Genomic DNA, 15,766 nt, shown 5'->3' with positions numbered 1-15,766 from the left:
GCTTCAGCTCTTATCCTCGGCGGGTGACCGACCCTGCGGACGTCGTGGTGATCCACACCGACGGCGGGTGCCGACCGAACCCGGGTCCCGGCGGCTGGGGCGCGGTGTTGCGCCAGCGCCACCACGTCCGCGAGTTGTACGGCGGCCAATCCGGGGCCACGAGCAACAACCGGATGGAGCTGACGGCGCCGATCATGGCTCTCGAGGCGCTTACCAGACCCGTGGTCGTGCACCTGCACACCGACAGCACCTACGTCCGCAACGGCATCACGAAGTGGGTCCTCGGCTGGGAACGCAACGGTTGGCTGACCGCCGCGAAGCTGCCGGTGAAGAACGTCGACCTCTGGCAGCGATTGCAGGCCGCCTGTGCGCGTCATCGGGTCGAGTGGTTCTGGGTCAAGGGGCACTCGGGTGTCGCCGACAACGAGTTGGCCGATGCGCTGGCGACCCGAGGTCTGCGCGAGGCGCTCGCCGTCCGCGGCTGACTCCTACTTGCCGGCGAGTGGCGGAGATCCGGCTCAGTCGCATCACATTCCGGTTATACCCCCTAGGGGTACTTGCGCGGCTGACGGGGCAGCGCTATCATTCGTCCACCGGGTACCCCCTGGGGGTATATGTGAAGGAGAACGCAATGAGCACTAATTCGATCGCTGCTGACTGGCATCTTCAAGGCGACTGGTTCGACGTATGCAGCTGCAAGTTGCCGTGTCCATGCAGCTTCGCCCAAGAGCCGACACACGGCGATTGCCTCTTCACCCTCGTCTGGCATGTCCGTGCCGGCCACTTCGGCGACGTCGACCTCGCGGGGTTGAACGTCGTGTCCCTCGGTGAGTTCACCGGCAACATGTGGGTCGGCGACCCGAACGCCAAGATGCGGCTCATGTTCTACATCGACGAACGCGCCGACGAGGCGCAACGCGAAGCGCTCGAACGCATCTTCACAGGCAAGGAAGGCGGCTGGCCCGCCGAATTCGCCTCACTGATCGAGGATCTGCGCGGAATCGAGTATGCACCGATCTCGTTCGACGCCGCCGATGACCTCGCGCACTGGCGGGCCGGGATCCCTGGAAAGGTGGATGTTCGCGTGGCGGCGCTCACCGGCCCCACTTCAGATCCGAGCCGGCGCGTCACCACCTCGAATGCACCAGGCGCCGAGGTCGGCCCGGGACAGGTCGCGACCTGGGGCGTCGTGGAGAAGGACCATGCGATCGGATTCGACTGGTCGCATGAGTACCGCGGTGGTTCCAGCAAGCACTTTCCCTTCGACTGGCGACCCGGGAACGAGGCGTCCTCCTCGCCGGAACACCCCTCGTGCAAGTGCCACGCCTGACCGCGGCGACCGCCGCCTCGGGCCTCCTACTCCCATCTCACTTCGGAGGGTTCCTTGTCGGGCCGCAGCCCGCGCCAGCTCGCCTGTCGTAGCCGGTCGTCGGACGTGCGTTCGCTGTAGCGCACTTCACCGACGAGTTCGGGCCGCACGAACGTGACGCCCTTGACGTCGGGGCGGGGCAGGGGCGCGTTGAACGGCGACTCGTCCGTCTCGAGCGGCTGCAGCGTGGCCCTGAGGTTGGCCAGCGCCTTGTCAGTGAACCCTGTCCCGACCCGGCCGACGAACCGGAGTCCCCCAGTCCGATGAGCTGGGTCGGGTATGCCCAGCATCAGCGCCCCGATGCCGCTGGAGCGCCCGCCTTCACCTTGCCGCCAGCCACCGATGACCACTTCCTGGGTGAGCCAGATCTTGTCCTTGATCCACGAAGACGACCGCCGGCCCGGCTGGTAGGTCGAGTCACGCTTCTTGGCGACGACGCCTTCCCACTTCTGTTGGCGCGCATACTCCATGGCCTCCGGGCCGTCACCGGGCAGCTGGTCGGGCACGATCAACCCGCCGCCCTCGGCCAGCGCCTCGAGAATCCGTCGGCGGTCGGAGTACTTGGCCCGCAACAACGATCGCCCGTCGAGGTGCAGGATGTCGAAGGCCCAGAACTCGACGCGGGTGGACCGCTTTCGGTTCTGCATCTCCGAAAAGCTCGGCACACCGTCCTCGTCGAGCGCCACCGCCTCGCCGTCGAGGATCGCATGATGCTCCGCGAGATCGGCTGCGATAGCTAAGAACTGCGGATACTCGGCGGTGACGTCGCGGCCCCGCCTTGACCGGATGCCGAGCCGGCCCCGGTCCGCGTCGACGATCACCCGGTAGCCGTCCCACTTGCCTTCGAAGGCCCACTGCCTCGCCTTGAGCCTCGCGACCGACCCTTCGGTGGACAGCATCGGCAGCAGATCACCGGCATGCGGCCGCTTCTGATCCTTCATCCGGTGCGCCAGCCAGTTCTTGCCCTTGGTCTGGATCAGCGCATAGCGGCCATCGATCTTCTTGCCGTGCAGGGTGACGATGACTTCGCCCCCCTCGGCGGGCCCGTCGGGCGGGTTGTCGTTGAACTTCTCAGTCTCGTAGGTTCCGGTGTCCCACAGGATGACCTTGCCGCCGCCGTACTCGCCCTTGGGGATCTCGCCCTCGAAGCTGCCGTATTCGAACGGATGGTCCTCGGTGTGCACGGCAAGATGGTTGACCGAGGGCGTGTCGGGCAGGTTCTTCGGCACCGCCCAGCTGACCAGCACGCCGTTGCGTTCCAGCCGGAAGTCGTAGTGCAGTCGCCGTGCGTGGTGTTCCTGAATGACGAAGAAGTCATCGTTCCCCGCGGTCGGTGCCGTACTCGGGACCGGCTCCGGCGTCTTGCCGGCGTCGCGCATGCTTCGATAGGTGGTGAGCGAATCGGCTACCGGCGCATCGGTGTCCATCGGCGCCAACAGGTCACCCATGTCGGCGACGCGGTCGAGCACCTCGTCGAACCTCAGATGCCGCAGATCCGGGTCCTCGATCTCGTCCCAGGTGCGCGGCGCGGCGACCGTGGGCTCGTCCCGGCCGCGCAACGAGTAGGGGGCAATCGTGGTCTTGTTCCCGTTGTTCTGGCTCCAATCGACGAATACCTTGCCGGCGCGCAGGCTCTTGGTCATCGTCGCCGTCACCCGCTTGGGCATGGTCTTTTCGAGCTGCGTCGCGATCCGTCGGGCCAGCACTGAGGCACCATGTGAACTGATCGGCTTCTCCAGCGGCACGTACAGATGCAAACCCTTACTGCCGCTGGTCAACGGAAATGTGGTGAGTCCGATGCCGGTGACGAGCTCGCGGACCTCGTGCGCCACTTCGCACAGCTGCCGGAAGGTAACCCCTTCGCCTGGGTCCAGATCGAACACCACCCGCGTGGCGGGGCCCGGCATCTGCCCTTCTCCTTGCTCTCGGGTCCACGTCTTGACGAATCGCCATTGCGGCACATGCACTTCCAACGACGCCTGCTGCGCAATCCAGGCGAGGCCCTCGGCGCTGTTGATGATCGGATACGTGGTGGTGCCCGACTTGTGGGCGACCGAAGCGCGATCCAGCCAGTCCGGAGCCGACGACGCGAGTTGCTTCTCGAAGAACGACGACTCCTCGACGCCGTTCGGCCACCGCTTGCGGGTGACCGCACGGCCGGCGATGTGCGGGATCATCGCCTCGGCGATGCCGACGTAGTAGTCGAACACCTCTTGTTTTGTGACGGCCATCGGCCGCAGCTCCGTCGCCGGATAGAGCACCTTGTCCGGGTTGGTGAGCTTGACCCGGCCGAAACGATCCACGGTACGAACGTATACCCGCTGCTACCGTGAACTTGTGATCCGAATGCTGGCGGCGGTACTGGTCAGCGGGGCCGCCGTGCTCTTCGCGCCGCACGTCGCCGCGGACCCGCAGGATCTGGTGCCCTACTGCTCGGGCGACCAGACGCCGATGGACACCGACTGCAGGCCGATGGCCCACCAGGAGTTCACGCACGGCTCCGGCCTGGACCCCGAGCTGCCCAGCGGTCTCGACCCGGGCAACGCAGCCGTCCTCCCCTGACCTTGCGTCAGACGATCCGCTCACCCGTCGACGGGTGGAATAGGTGCACGACGCCGTCGGGGTCCTTGCGCAGCCGCACCGTCTGCGCCAGCTTGGGCGCCTTGCGTGGGTGCGACCGCGCGACGATCTGAGTCCCTGAGCCGGCGTGGGTGTACACGTACGCCTCGCTGCCCAGGTCCTCGACCAGGTCGACGACAACCTCGAAACCCTCGGAATCGGTGATGTCGAGCTGTTCGGGCCTGATGCCGACGGTGACCTCCGTCAGTCCTGCGTCGGCAAGTTTGCTCAACTGCGCGCGCTCGAGCACCAGGGAGTCGTCGCCGACTTTAACTCCGTCGGAGGTGATCGGCAGCGTCATGATGTTCATCGCCGGTGACCCGATGAACCCGGCGACGAACGCGTTGGCGGGCTGGTCGTACAGATCGTTCGGCGTGGCGAACTGCTGCAGCTTTCCGTTGCGCAGCACCGCGACCCGGTCGCCCATCGTCATCGCCTCCACCTGGTCGTGGGTGACGTAGACGGTGGTGGTGCCCAGCCGCCGCTGCAGCGCGGCGATCTCGGTACGCGTCTGCACCCGTAGTTTGGCGTCGAGGTTGCTCAACGGCTCGTCCATGCAGAACACCTGCGGTTCGCGCACGATCGCGCGCCCCATCGCCACCCGCTGGCGCTGGCCGCCGGACAGCTTGGCCGGCTTGCGGTCCAGGAACTCGGTCAGATCAAGCAGTTTGGCGGCATCTTCGACCTTGCGCCGCCGCTCGTCGGCCGACACCCCGCGCAGTTTCAGTGCGAAGCCCATATTCTCGGCCACGGTCTTGTTCGGGTACAGCGCGTAGTTCTGGAACACCATCGCGATGTCGCGGTCCTTGGAAGGCACACCGGTCATGTCCTTGCCGCCGATCTCGATGCTGCCCTCGTCGATGTCCTCGAGGCCCGCGAGCATGCGCAGCGCGGTGCTCTTGCCCGAACCCGATGGCCCGACCAGCACCACGAACTCGCCGTCGTCAATGTCGAGGTCCAGCGAGTCGACCGCCAGCTTGTCCGAGCCCTCGTAGACGCACGAGGCGTTGCGGTAAGTGATTGTCGCCATTAGGTTTTGCTCCTTTTCCCAGAACTTATTTGATGGCGCCGAAGGACAGTCCACGAACCAGCTTGTTTTGGGCGATCCAGCCCGCCAGAACCACCGGCAGCGCGGCCATCGTCGCCGCCGCGCACAGCTTGGCCCAGTACAGACCCTGGCCCGCGATGAAGCCGACCATGTACACCGGCATGGTCTGGGCCTGCACCGCGGTCAGGCTGACCGCGAAGAAGAACTCGTTCCACGCGAAGATCACACAGATCAACGCCGTCGCGGCGATTCCCGGCGACACGAGCGGCAGGATCACCTCGCGCACCGAGCGCCAGGTGCTCGCCCCGTCCAGGCTGGCCGCCTCCAGCAGTTCACCGGGCACTTCGAGGAAGAACGACCGCATCATCCACACCGCGATCGGCAGGTTCATCGCCGTGTAGAGGATCACCAGCGCCCAGATGTTGTCCAGCAGACCGATATTGGACACGATCACGTACAGCGGAATGATCACCGCGACGATCGGCAGCATCTTGGTGCTGATGAAGAAGAACAACGCGTCCTGGGTCTTGCGTACCGGCCGCAGCGACAGGGCGAACGCCGCGGGCACACCCAGCAGCAGCACCAGCACCGTGGACGCCACGGTGGCGAACACCGAGTTCAGCAGCGCGGTGGAGGCGCCCTGCTCGAAGACCGCCTCGAACTGATCCAGTGTCGGTACGAAGAACAGCTTCGGCGTGGTGGTGTAGGCGTCCACCTCCTGCTTGAAGGCGGTCAGCACCATCCAGAAAACGGGGAAGAAGAACCCGAGGCCGACAATCCAGGCCACCGCGCCCCATGGATCGAATCTGCGGCGCTTGGCATTCGGCTTGGCCACCACTTCGGAATCGCGTGCTTCCGTGTCAATGGTAGTTGTCATCACGCCGCCTCTTCCTTGCCGGTGAAGGTCTTGAAGATCATCCGCAGGGCGAAGGTGGCGATCACGATGGTGAAGACCACCACGACCACGCCCATCGCTGCGGCCTGGCCGATATCGAAGCCCAGGAACGCCCGTTGGTAGATGTAGAACGGCAGGTTCGCGCTCGCTGTCCCTGGGCCGCCCTGGGTCATCATGTAGATCTGGTCGAAGGTGTTGACCAGATATATTGCGCCGAGCACGGTTCCGAGCTCGATGAAGCGCCGAAGGTGCGGGAGCGTGAGCTCGCGGAAGAGCTGGAAGGCTCCCGCACCGTCGACTCGACCGGCCTCCAGGACGTCGCGAGGCATCGACTGGAGGCCGGCGAGGATCAGCAGCATCATGAACGGCGTCCACTGCCACACCAGCGCGACGATGACCGACGACAGCGGGAACTGGCTGACGAAGTCGATGCCAGGCCCGGGCAGGATCCAGTTGATGATGCCGAATACCGGATCGAGCATCGCCGTCTTCCACATCAGCGCTCCGGCAACGGGTGTGACGAGGAACGGGGTGATCAGCAGCGTGCGCACCACACCGCGGCCGAGGAACGCCCGGTCCAGCAATAGGGCCAGGCCCAGCCCGATCACCACCGAGATGAGCACGGTCAGCACGATGATGAGCACCGTGTTCACCGCCACCTGCCAGAAGACCGAGTCGTTGACGACGTCGACGTAGTTCTGCAGACCGATGAACTCACGCGAACCCGGCCGCACCAGGTTCCACGACAGGGTCGAGTAGTAAAGCGTGAACAGAAACGGGATCTGCGTGACGATGATCATGAAGATCAACGCCGGCAGCAGCGGCCCCCGTCGCCGCCAGCCCTCGGCACGGGACACACCGGGGTCCTGCTTGCTCTTGATTCGTGCGACGTGTTGGGCCTCGGTCTCGGCCGCCGGCCGCTCATAACCCACTTGACTGGCAGTCATGACCTCTCCTGATAGCTGCGGCCGACGACCTCGGCGTACTGCTGGGACTGTTCGAGCGCCTCGCCCACCGACTTCTGACCGGCGATCGCCGCGCTGATCTGTTGACTCACCCGCGTCCCCAGATCCTGGAATTCAGGGATGGCCAGGAACTGGATGCCCGTGTAGGGCACTGGTTGCACGGTCGGATTCAGCGGATCGGCACCCTGGATCGAGTCCAGCGTCACCTGACCGAAGGCCTCGGAAACCTTCTGATACTCCGGAATCTGATACGTGGACAACCGACTGCCCGGAGGCACCCTGGCCCAGCCGAGTTCCTCGCCGACCAACCGGATGTACTCCTTCGAGGTCATCCAGGAGATGAACTTCCACGCGGCGTCCTTGTTGTCGCTGCTCTTGGGAATGCCCAGTGACCACGTATAGAGCCAGCCGGAGTTCGGTTTCACCACCGTCGGCGCCATCGCGTATCCGACCTTGCCCACGACCGTCGACGACGCGGGATCCTCGACCGTCGACACCGCGGAGGTGGCGTCGTACCACATGGCCGCCTGTCCTTGAGAGAATTGCGTTGCACACTCGGCGAATCCGGCTGCCGGCGCACCTGGCTCGCCGTACTCGCGGACGGTGTCGACGTAGAAGTTGACGGCCTCGCGAACCTCGGGGCTGGTCAGCTGGGCGTTCCACTCCATGTCGTACCAGCGCCCGCCGAAGGTGTTGATCACCGTGTCGAGCGGCGCGAGCACCTCACCCCAGCCGGGCTTGCCCCGCAGGCAGATTCCCACCATGCCGGTGTCCGGGTCGTGCAGTTTGGCGGCGGCGTCGGCCACCTGCTGCCACGTGGGATTGGGCGGCATCGTGATGCCTGCCTGCTCAAGGAGATCCTTGCGGTACATCAGGAACGACGACTCGCCGTAGAACGGCACCGAGTACATGTCGCCCTCATGCGACAGCGACTCGCGCAGCGACGGGAAGAAGTCCTGCTCATCGTAGCCCGGCGTCGCGGCGATGTAATCGGAAAGATTTACCAGCCAACCGTTCTCGGCCCACTGGGGCGTCTCGTAGTTGCTGATCATCACCACGTCGAACTCGCCGCCACCCATCGCCACGGACGCAGTGATCTTGGCGCGAGCCTGGTTCTCCGAGAGAGTGATGAACCGCAGATCGATGTCGGGGTTCGCCTGCTCGAAGTGATACGACAGGTTGCGCGCGTCGGTCATCTGCGAGTTCGACACCATCGCGATCGTCACGGTGTTCTCCGTGGCGCCCAACGAGCCTGCGCCCGCACACCCGTTCAACGTCAGACACACGACGGCCGCACTGGCCGCCAAGCCTCGTATCGCTTTCACTTCGACCTCACTTTCACTGGATCACGTCCGGGCCAGCAGCCACTGGGCGGAATCGATGTCACACACCAGCATCCGGGCCAACCCGCCGCGCAACGCGCCGAGCGCGGCTTGATGTTTGGCGGCGCCGCCGGCGATCAGCAGCGTCTTTCGGCAGTTCCGGATGTCCTCCAGCGGCACCGACACCGCACGATGCTGCAACTCGGTGTCGACCGGCGCCCCGTGCGCATCGAAGAACCGGCCACCGATCTCGCCGACCGCGCCCAGCGACACCAACTCGTCGAGCATCCGGGTGTCCAGGTAGCTGCCTTCGAACAGAGTGGTGGAGGTCGACACCGTGCCTACCCCGAAGAGCATCAGGTCAGCGCGCCTGCCCGCCTCCAGCGTCCGGGAGATCACGGAGTCACTGCGCATCGACGCGACCGTCGATGGATCCGCATACAGGGGTGCGGGCAACCGTAATATGTTGGCGCGCAGCGTGTCCGCACACCGGCTGAGAATGAATTCGGTGCCGGTCTGATAGGCGGCGGTCGACATGGCGCCGTCGAGTTGCACGACGGCACGGCAGCTCGCCACACCGGGTGTCAACGCATTGGCCACCGCGACCTGCTCGGGCCCCCAGGTGAAGCCGAGGACGTCGTCGGGCGCCAGCCTGCGCATCATCACCGCGGCCGCAGCGCGGCCGATGCTGGCGAAGGCCTCCGGCCGCCCGGGCGCGCCGACGTCGACGCCGTGGCCGGCGACCACCGCCTCGGTGAGCCCGAAGCGCCGCTCCAGCTCCCGTTCCTCCTCGGCATGCAGATCATCACGCATGCCGGCGGGTACGGCGACTTCGATGCGCACCAGTCCCTTGGCCTTGGCCCGGGCGATGAGTCGGCCGGCCGTGGGCCGCGAGACGCCGAGGCTGGCGGCGATCTGCGCCTGGGTCAGCCCGTCGAGGTAGTACATCGACGCCGCGCGCAAGGCGAGCCGAACGTCCTCAGGCGTGGAGCCCCGCAGGACTTCGCCGTTGTGCGTCGATGCCGTCACCGGCTGCCCCTGCCTCCTGGTCGGTGAGCATATGCTCAGGGGTGCGAGTAGATGTTCATCACGTTAGCATGGTGAGTGTGACGCACACAACACTCAGACGGGATGCACGGATGCGGGCCGCCGTCCTCGTCGAGCCGGGACTGATCGAAATGCAAGACAGGCCTGTTCCGCGGCCGCAGAGCGGCGACGTGCTGATCCGGGTGTCGTCGGTGGGCGTCTGCGGGTCGGACACGCACTACTACCGGCACGGCCGGGTCGGCGGTTTCGTCGTCGAGGCGCCGCTGATCCTCGGTCACGAGGCGGCCGGGACCATCGTCGACGTCGGCGGCGGCGTCGATCCCGGCCGCATCGGCCAGCGCGTGTCCATCGAACCGCAGCGCCCGGATCCCGCGACCGAAGAGACGCGCCGCGGGCGTTACAACCTGTGCCCGCACATGCAGTTCTTTGCGACGCCGCCGGTCGACGGCGCGCTGTGCGACTACGTGACCATCGGCGCCGAGTTCGCCCACCCGGTTCCCGAGTCGATGTCCGATGAGGCGGCCGCGCTCTGCGAGCCGTTGTCGGTCGGCATCGCGGCGGTGCGCAAGGCCGGTGTAGAGGAGGGCGCGCGCGTGTTGATCGCCGGCGCCGGACCGATCGGCATCGTCGTCGCGCAGGTCGCCCGGGCCTACGGAGCCGCCGAGGTCGTCGTCAGCGATCCCGATGCAGCGCGCCGCGAGCAGGTCGGCAGGTTCGGCGCGACGACGGTGCTAAATCCGACCGTCGAAGCGTTTGACGACCTGAACGTCGACGCGTTCATCGACGCCTCGGGCGCGCCGGCCGCGGTGGCCGACGGTATCCGCGCCGTGCGGCCCGCGGGCACCGTGGTGCTGGTCGGCTCCGGCGCCGAGTCGATGGAGTTGCCGACGCAGGTGATCCAGAATCGCGAACTGATCCTGACGGGGGTCTTCCGCTACGCCGACACCTGGCCGACGGCGATCGCGTTGGTCGAGTCGGGCCGCGTCGATCTCGACGCGATGGTGACGGAGAGGTTCCCGTTGGAGCGGGCCGCTGACGCCCTGGACTCCGACCGCACGCCGGGTAGCGTGAAGTCGGTGGTGACGGTGTCATGAAGCTCGACAACTCCACGCTGGCGCGGTTCTCGCTGGACAAGCCCACCTATGACCGCAGCGAAATATCGGTCGGCATAGTGCATTTCGGGGTCGGCGGCTTCCACCGAGCGCACCAGGCGAGGTACGTCGACCGGTTGCTGGAGCTGGGCCTGGCCAAGGAGTGGGGCATCTGCGGCGTCGGCGTCATGCCCGCCGACCGCAGGATGGCCGAGGTGATGGCCGATCAGGACGGGCTCTACACGCTGTTGCTGGAGAAGCCGGACGGCACCCGCGAGGCGCGGATCATCGGCTCGATCGTCGAATACCGCTACGCACCCGACGATTCCGAAGCCGTGGTCGAACTGCTGGCCGCACCGAGCACCAGAATCGTCTCGCTGACCATCACCGAGGGCGGCTACCACATCGACGGTCTCGACGGTGTGAACGTGTTCAGTCTGGTGGTCGACGCGCTGGCCCGGCGGCGCGAGCGCGGCATCGCCTCGCCCACCATCGTGTCGTGCGACAACATCGAGGGCAACGGTGACGTCGCGCGGGAGGCGTTCACCACCTACGCCGAACGCGCCCATCCGGGCCTCGGCGAATGGATCAGCGGACACACCCGCTTCCCCAACTCAATGGTGGACCGCATCACCCCGGTGACCACCCCCGACGTGATCGACGTGGTTTCCCGAGATTTCGGCGTCGACGATGCCTGGCCGGTCGTCGCCGAGCCGTTCACGTCCTGGGTGCTCGAGGACGACTTCCCAGAGGGCCGCCCGCCGCTGGAGAAGGCGGACGTGCTGCTGGTCGACGACGTCACGCCGTACGAGCTGATGAAGTTGCGGCTGCTCAACGCCGGCCATCAGAGCCTTTGCTACTTCGCCTATCTCGCGGGCTACCGGTTGGTGCACGAGGCCGCGGGAGACCCCCTGTTCGCCGAGTTCCTGCGGGCATACATGGACGACGAGGCGACCCCGACGCTCAAGCCGGTCCCCGGCATCGATCTGCCCGACTACAAGCGCACGCTGATCGAACGCTTCGCCAACCCGGGGGTCAAAGACACCATCGCCCGGTTGTGCTTCGGCTCGTCGGACCGGATCCCCCAATGGCTGCTGCCCGTGGTGCGGGAGAACCTGCGCACGGGCGCGCCGGTCCGGTTGTCGGCTGCCACCGTCGCCAGCTGGGCGCGGTACGCCGAGGGCGTCGACGAACAGGGCGAGCCGATCGACGTGCAGGATCACCGCGCCGACACCCTGGTACCGCTGGCCAAGAGCCAGCGCGAGAACCCGACCGCATTCATCGACAACACCGACGTTTTCGGTGACCTGGCCGAGCACGAACGGTTCGTCGAGGCCTACGTGTCGGCGCTGGAGTCGCTGCATCGCGACGGTGCCCGGGCGACGCTGGAATCGCTGCTGGGCAAGGAGGTGCCGTGACCGCGGCGGGCGGGTCGTCGCGCGCGCTGGTCATCGGCGAGGCGCTGATCGACATCGTCGAGCGCGACGGCCGCGTCATGGGCGAGCACGTCGGGGGCAGCCCCCTCAACGTCGCCGTCGGCCTGGCCCGGCTGGGCCGCGGCGTCGACTTCCTCACCCACATCGGCAGCGACGCCCGCGGGCGCCGCATCGCGAACCACGTCGAACAGGCCGGTGCCCGACTGGTCAAGGACAGCACGGATGCTGCGCGTACCTCGACCGCGCTGGCGACACTCGACGAGAATGGCTCGGCCAGTTACGAGTTCGACGTCGAGTGGCAGTTGACGGGCACACCGGAGGTGACGCCGCCGCTGGTCGTGCACACCGGCTCGATCGCGACCGTGCTGGAACCAGGCTGCCTGGCCACGGCCGCCCTGCTCGACACCTATCATCCGTCGGCAACGGTGACCTTCGACCCGAACGTGCGGCAGGCGCTGATCGTCGACGACGACACCGCGCGCGGTCGCATCGACCGGCTCATCGAGCGGTGTGACGTGGTCAAGGCCAGCGACGAGGACTTGCGGTGGATCGACCCCGACCGCTCCCCCGAAGAGGTCGCGCAGGCGTGGCTGGCGCTGGGCCCGTCGATCGTCGCGGTGACGCTGGGTCAGCGCGGCGCCTTCGCACTGTGCGCGGCCGGCGCGGTGCGTGTGCCGGCGTTCCAGGTCGAGGTCGTCGACACCGTGGGAGCAGGCGATGCGTTCATGGCCGGGCTGATCGACGCGCTGTGGTCGCTGGATCTGTTGGGCGCCGAGCGCCGCCCCGCTCTCGAGTCCATCGGCACCGAAATGCTCACCGGCGTGTTGGGCACCGCGGCGATGTCGTCGGCGCTGACCGTCGCCCGGGCCGGCGCCGACCTGCCGGATCGCGCCAGCCGCGATGCGGCGCTGCGATCAGCCATACTGGGTTGATGCGTTCCATATGGAAAGGCTCGATCGCCTTCGGCCTGGTGAACGTGCCGGTCAAGGTGTACAGCGCGACGCAGGACCACGACGTCAAGTTCCATCAGGTGCACGCCAAGGACTTCGGGCGCATCCGGTACAAACGCGTCTGCGAACTCGACGGGGAGGTCGTCGAGTACCGCGACATCGCCAGGGCCTACGAGTCCGACGACGGCCAGACGGTCATCATCACCGACGAGGACATCGCGACACTGCCCGAGGAGCGCAGCCGCGAGATCGAGGTGCTGGAGTTCGTGCCGGCCGGCGACATCGACCCGATGATGTACGACAAGAGCTACTTCCTCGAGCCCGAGGGCAAGTCGTCGAAGTCGTATGTGCTGCTGACCAAAACCCTCAAGGAGACCGACCGCGTCGCGATCGTGCACTTCGCACTGCGCAACAAGACCCGGCTCGCGGCGCTGCGGGTGCAGGACTTCAGCAAGCGCGATGTGATGATCATCCAGACCTTGTTATGGCCCGACGAGATCCGCGATCCCGATTTCCCGGTGCTGGACAAGGAAGTCGACATCAAGCCGGCCGAGCTGAAGATGGCCGGCCAGGTCGTCGACTCGATGACCGACGACTTCAACCCCGACCGTTACCACGACGACTATCAGCAGCAACTGCAGGAGTTGATCCAGGCGAAACTCGAAGGCGGCGAGGCGTTCACCACCGAGGAGCAACCGCAGGAGCTCGACGAGACCGAGGACGTCTCGGACCTGTTGGCCAAGCTGGAGGCCAGCGTCAAGGCCCGACGTGAGGGCCGGGGCGGTTCCGATGGCTCCGATGGCTCTGACGACAAGCCCGCCAAGAAGGCTCCCGCGAAGAAGAGTGCGGCCAAGAAGACGCCGGTGAAGAAGGCCGCCTCGAAGTCGGCGGCGAAGAAGACGCCGGCCCAGAAGACGGCGAAGAAGGCCGCCGCCAAGAAGTAGCGGCCACCAGCTCCGTCTCTCGCAATCCTCGCCAGAGCTACACCAGGGTCGTTCCAACGGGCCGGAGCACAGCCCTGGCGTACCTTTCGCGTCCAATTAGAACGTGTTCCAGAAACCGCGTCCCAACGCGATGCTGTGCTGTTAGCGTGTCGCCCGGCATGGAAGGAAACGATCGTGATTCTTGACAGATTCCGACTGGACGACCACGTCGCAGTGGTCACCGGTGCGGGCCGCGGACTCGGTGCCGCGATGGCGGTGGCATTCGCGGAAGCCGGTGCAGACGTTGTGATCGCGTCGCGGACCAAGGCCCAACTCGAGGAGGTCGCCGAGCGGGTCGGCGCCACCGGACGCACGGCGCACATCGTCGTCGCCGACCTCGCCCGCCCCGACGACACCGCCACGTTGGCCGCCGCCGCGGTCGAGGCGTTCGGCAAACTAGACATCGTCGTGAACAACGTCGGTGGAACCATGCCGAATGCACTACTGAGCACGTCCACCAAGGACCTGCGCGACGCGTTCACGTTCAACGTCGCCACCGCGCACGCGCTGACGACGGCCGCCGTCCCGTTGATGCTCGAGCACTCCGGTGGCGGCAGCATCATCAACATCACATCGACGATGGGCCGGCTGGCCGGGCGCGGCTTCGCGGCCTACGGCACCGCCAAAGCGGCGCTTTCCCACTACACCCGACTGGCCGCGCTGGACCTGTGCCCGCGCATCCGCGTCAACGCGATCGCGCCGGGGTCGATTCTCACGTCGGCCCTCGACATCGTCGCGTCCAACGACGAACTGCGCGAGCCCATGGAGAAGGCCACCCCGATGCGAAGACTGGGCGAACCCGACGACATCGCCGCAGCGGCGGTGTATCTCGCGTCCCCCGCGGGCAGCTACCTGACCGGCAAGACCCTCGAGGTCGACGGCGGCCTGACGATGCCGAACCTCGACATGCCCATCCCGGATCTGTGAAAGGACTGTAATGGCGATCAAAGTCGCGGCCATCGGCACCGGCAACGTCGGAAGGCACGCGTTGACACAGCTCATCAACGACCCGCAGTACGAGCTGACCGCCGTGTGGGTGTCCTCGGATGCGAAGGCCGGTAGGGACGCCGGTGAACTCGCCGGGCTCGATGTCTCGACTGGCGTGGTTGCGACCACCGACCTCGACGAAGTGCTGACCACCGGGCCGCAGTGCGCCGTCTACACCGCGATGGCCGACAATCGGCTGCCCGACGCCCTCGAGGACTACCGCCGCATCCTGGCTGCCGGTGTCAACGTCGTGGGCAGCAGCGCCGTGTTCCTGCAGTACCCGTGGCAGGTGCTACCCGAGGAAATGGTCAAACCGATCGAGGAAGCCACCCAACAGGGGTCTTCGACCGTATTCGTCAACGGCATCGATCCCGGCTTCGCCAACGACCTGCTGCCGCTGGCGCTGGCGGGCACCTGTCAGAGCATCGAGCAGATCCGGTGCATGGAGATCATCAACTACGACACCTACGACAGCGCGACGGTCATGTTCGACGTGATGGGCTTCGGCAAGCCGCTCGACGAGATCCCCATGCTGCTGCAGCCGGGCGTGCTCAGCCTGGCCTGGGGCTCGGTGGTGCGCCAACTCGCCGCGGGCATCGGCATCGAACTCGACGAGGTGACCGAAACCCATGTGCGCGAACCGGCGCCCGAGGATTTCGACATCGCCTCCGGCCACATCGCCAAGGGCACTGCGGCCGCGCTGCGTTTCGAGGTCCAGGGCCGCAAGGACCGCAGGGTGGCCGTCGTCCTCGAACACGTCACGCGACTGCGCGACGATCTGCATCCCGATTGGCCGCAACCGGCTCAGGAGGGCGGCTCCTACCGCATCGAGATCACCGGTGAACCGTCCTACGCCCTCGACCTCTGCCTGAGCAGCCCGAACGGCGATCACAACCACGCGGGACTCGTCGCCACGGCCGCCCGCGTCGTCAACGCGATCCCCGCGGTGGTGGCGGCCCCGCCGGGGATCCGGACGACGCTCGACTTGCCCCTGATCACCGGAAAAGGGTTGTACGCTGTGGGATGAGACACGGCGACATCCACCCAATCACTA

Annotated in this window: 15 protein-coding genes; 9 read left to right on the top strand and 6 right to left on the bottom strand. The window is 66.4% G+C overall.

Going from position 1 to position 15,766, the window contains the following annotated elements:
* The first annotated feature begins 23 nt into the window (after window positions 1–23).
* Together rnhA and K3G64_RS13370 are read left to right on the top strand one after the other, a co-directional pair.
* Window positions 24–485, top strand: coding sequence for a ribonuclease HI (rnhA, locus tag K3G64_RS13375; protein ID WP_238884920.1), 462 nt, complete (start codon window positions 24–26; stop codon window positions 483–485).
* Window positions 486–631: 146 nt separating this feature from the next.
* A complete protein-coding gene (locus tag K3G64_RS13370) occupies window positions 632–1,330 on the top strand; it encodes a DUF1326 domain-containing protein (protein ID WP_370646927.1) in 699 nt (232 codons plus the stop codon).
* Between the two features lie 26 nt (window positions 1,331–1,356).
* On the opposite strand, the gene K3G64_RS13365 is transcribed toward K3G64_RS13370, so the two are convergent.
* Entirely contained in the window at window positions 1,357–3,672 is a 2,316-nt protein-coding gene (locus K3G64_RS13365; RefSeq protein WP_238884918.1) for an ATP-dependent DNA ligase, read from the bottom strand.
* Between the two features lie 43 nt (window positions 3,673–3,715).
* Here K3G64_RS13365 and K3G64_RS13360 point away from each other — a divergent pair, with 43 nt between their 5' ends.
* The gene (locus tag K3G64_RS13360) at window positions 3,716–3,931 is read left to right on the top strand and encodes a hypothetical protein (RefSeq protein ID WP_370647197.1); all 216 of its coding nucleotides are present in this window, start codon (window positions 3,716–3,718) and stop codon (window positions 3,929–3,931) included.
* A gap of 7 nt (window positions 3,932–3,938) precedes the next feature.
* On the opposite strand, the gene K3G64_RS13355 is transcribed toward K3G64_RS13360, so the two are convergent.
* From K3G64_RS13355 to K3G64_RS13335, 5 genes are read right to left on the bottom strand one after another with little or no spacing between them, the layout of a single operon-like run.
* Window positions 3,939–5,018, bottom strand: a complete 1,080-nt coding sequence (locus tag K3G64_RS13355) for an ABC transporter ATP-binding protein (RefSeq protein WP_238884913.1) — start codon at window positions 5,016–5,018, stop codon at window positions 3,939–3,941.
* A gap of 25 nt (window positions 5,019–5,043) precedes the next feature.
* A complete protein-coding gene (locus tag K3G64_RS13350; RefSeq protein ID WP_238884911.1) occupies window positions 5,044–5,913 on the bottom strand; it encodes a carbohydrate ABC transporter permease in 870 nt (289 codons plus the stop codon).
* Window positions 5,913–6,878 carry a carbohydrate ABC transporter permease gene (locus K3G64_RS13345; protein WP_238884909.1) on the bottom strand — a complete coding sequence of 322 codons (966 nt, stop codon included), beginning with the start codon at window positions 6,876–6,878 and terminating at the stop codon, window positions 5,913–5,915. Before K3G64_RS13345 ends, K3G64_RS13350 begins: the two co-directional genes overlap by 1 nt.
* The gene (locus K3G64_RS13340; RefSeq protein WP_238884907.1) at window positions 6,875–8,221 is read right to left on the bottom strand and encodes an ABC transporter substrate-binding protein; all 1,347 of its coding nucleotides are present in this window, start codon (window positions 8,219–8,221) and stop codon (window positions 6,875–6,877) included. Before K3G64_RS13340 ends, K3G64_RS13345 begins: the two co-directional genes overlap by 4 nt.
* A gap of 21 nt (window positions 8,222–8,242) precedes the next feature.
* Window positions 8,243–9,166, bottom strand: a complete 924-nt coding sequence (locus K3G64_RS13335) for a sugar-binding transcriptional regulator (protein ID WP_238950643.1) — start codon at window positions 9,164–9,166, stop codon at window positions 8,243–8,245.
* 191 nt (window positions 9,167–9,357) lie between these two features.
* Here K3G64_RS13335 and K3G64_RS13330 point away from each other — a divergent pair, with 191 nt between their 5' ends.
* From K3G64_RS13330 to K3G64_RS13305, 6 genes are all read left to right on the top strand, one after another.
* Window positions 9,358–10,359 carry an NAD(P)-dependent alcohol dehydrogenase gene (locus tag K3G64_RS13330; RefSeq protein ID WP_238950642.1) on the top strand — a complete coding sequence of 334 codons (1,002 nt, stop codon included), beginning with the start codon at window positions 9,358–9,360 and terminating at the stop codon, window positions 10,357–10,359.
* Window positions 10,356–11,774: a mannitol dehydrogenase family protein gene (locus K3G64_RS13325; RefSeq protein WP_238884905.1), complete on the top strand. Its 1,419-nt coding sequence runs from the start codon at window positions 10,356–10,358 to the stop codon at window positions 11,772–11,774. Before K3G64_RS13330 ends, K3G64_RS13325 begins: the two co-directional genes overlap by 4 nt.
* 77 nt (window positions 11,775–11,851) lie before the next feature.
* Window positions 11,852–12,724, top strand: a complete 873-nt coding sequence (locus K3G64_RS13320) for a carbohydrate kinase family protein (RefSeq protein ID WP_238950641.1) — start codon at window positions 11,852–11,854, stop codon at window positions 12,722–12,724.
* Window positions 12,724–13,686, top strand: coding sequence for a non-homologous end joining protein Ku (ku, locus tag K3G64_RS13315; RefSeq protein ID WP_238884904.1), 963 nt, complete (start codon window positions 12,724–12,726; stop codon window positions 13,684–13,686). The genes K3G64_RS13320 and ku overlap by 1 nt, the downstream gene beginning before the upstream one ends.
* Window positions 13,687–13,860: 174 nt before the next feature.
* Window positions 13,861–14,652 carry an SDR family oxidoreductase gene (locus tag K3G64_RS13310; RefSeq protein WP_238884902.1) on the top strand — a complete coding sequence of 264 codons (792 nt, stop codon included), beginning with the start codon at window positions 13,861–13,863 and terminating at the stop codon, window positions 14,650–14,652.
* A 10-nt stretch (window positions 14,653–14,662) separates the two neighbouring features.
* On the top strand, window positions 14,663–15,739 hold the full coding sequence (locus K3G64_RS13305) for an NAD(P)H-dependent amine dehydrogenase family protein (protein ID WP_238884901.1): 1,077 nt from the start codon (window positions 14,663–14,665) through the stop codon (window positions 15,737–15,739).
* Window positions 15,740–15,766 lie beyond the last annotated feature (27 nt).

It is taken from the genome of Mycobacterium sp. IDR2000157661 (assembly GCF_022317005.1).
In the GTDB taxonomy this organism is placed as follows: domain Bacteria; phylum Actinomycetota; class Actinomycetes; order Mycobacteriales; family Mycobacteriaceae; genus Mycobacterium.
The sequence above is the reverse complement of the archived record's forward strand: the minus strand, read 5'-3'. Positions and strand labels throughout refer to the sequence as shown.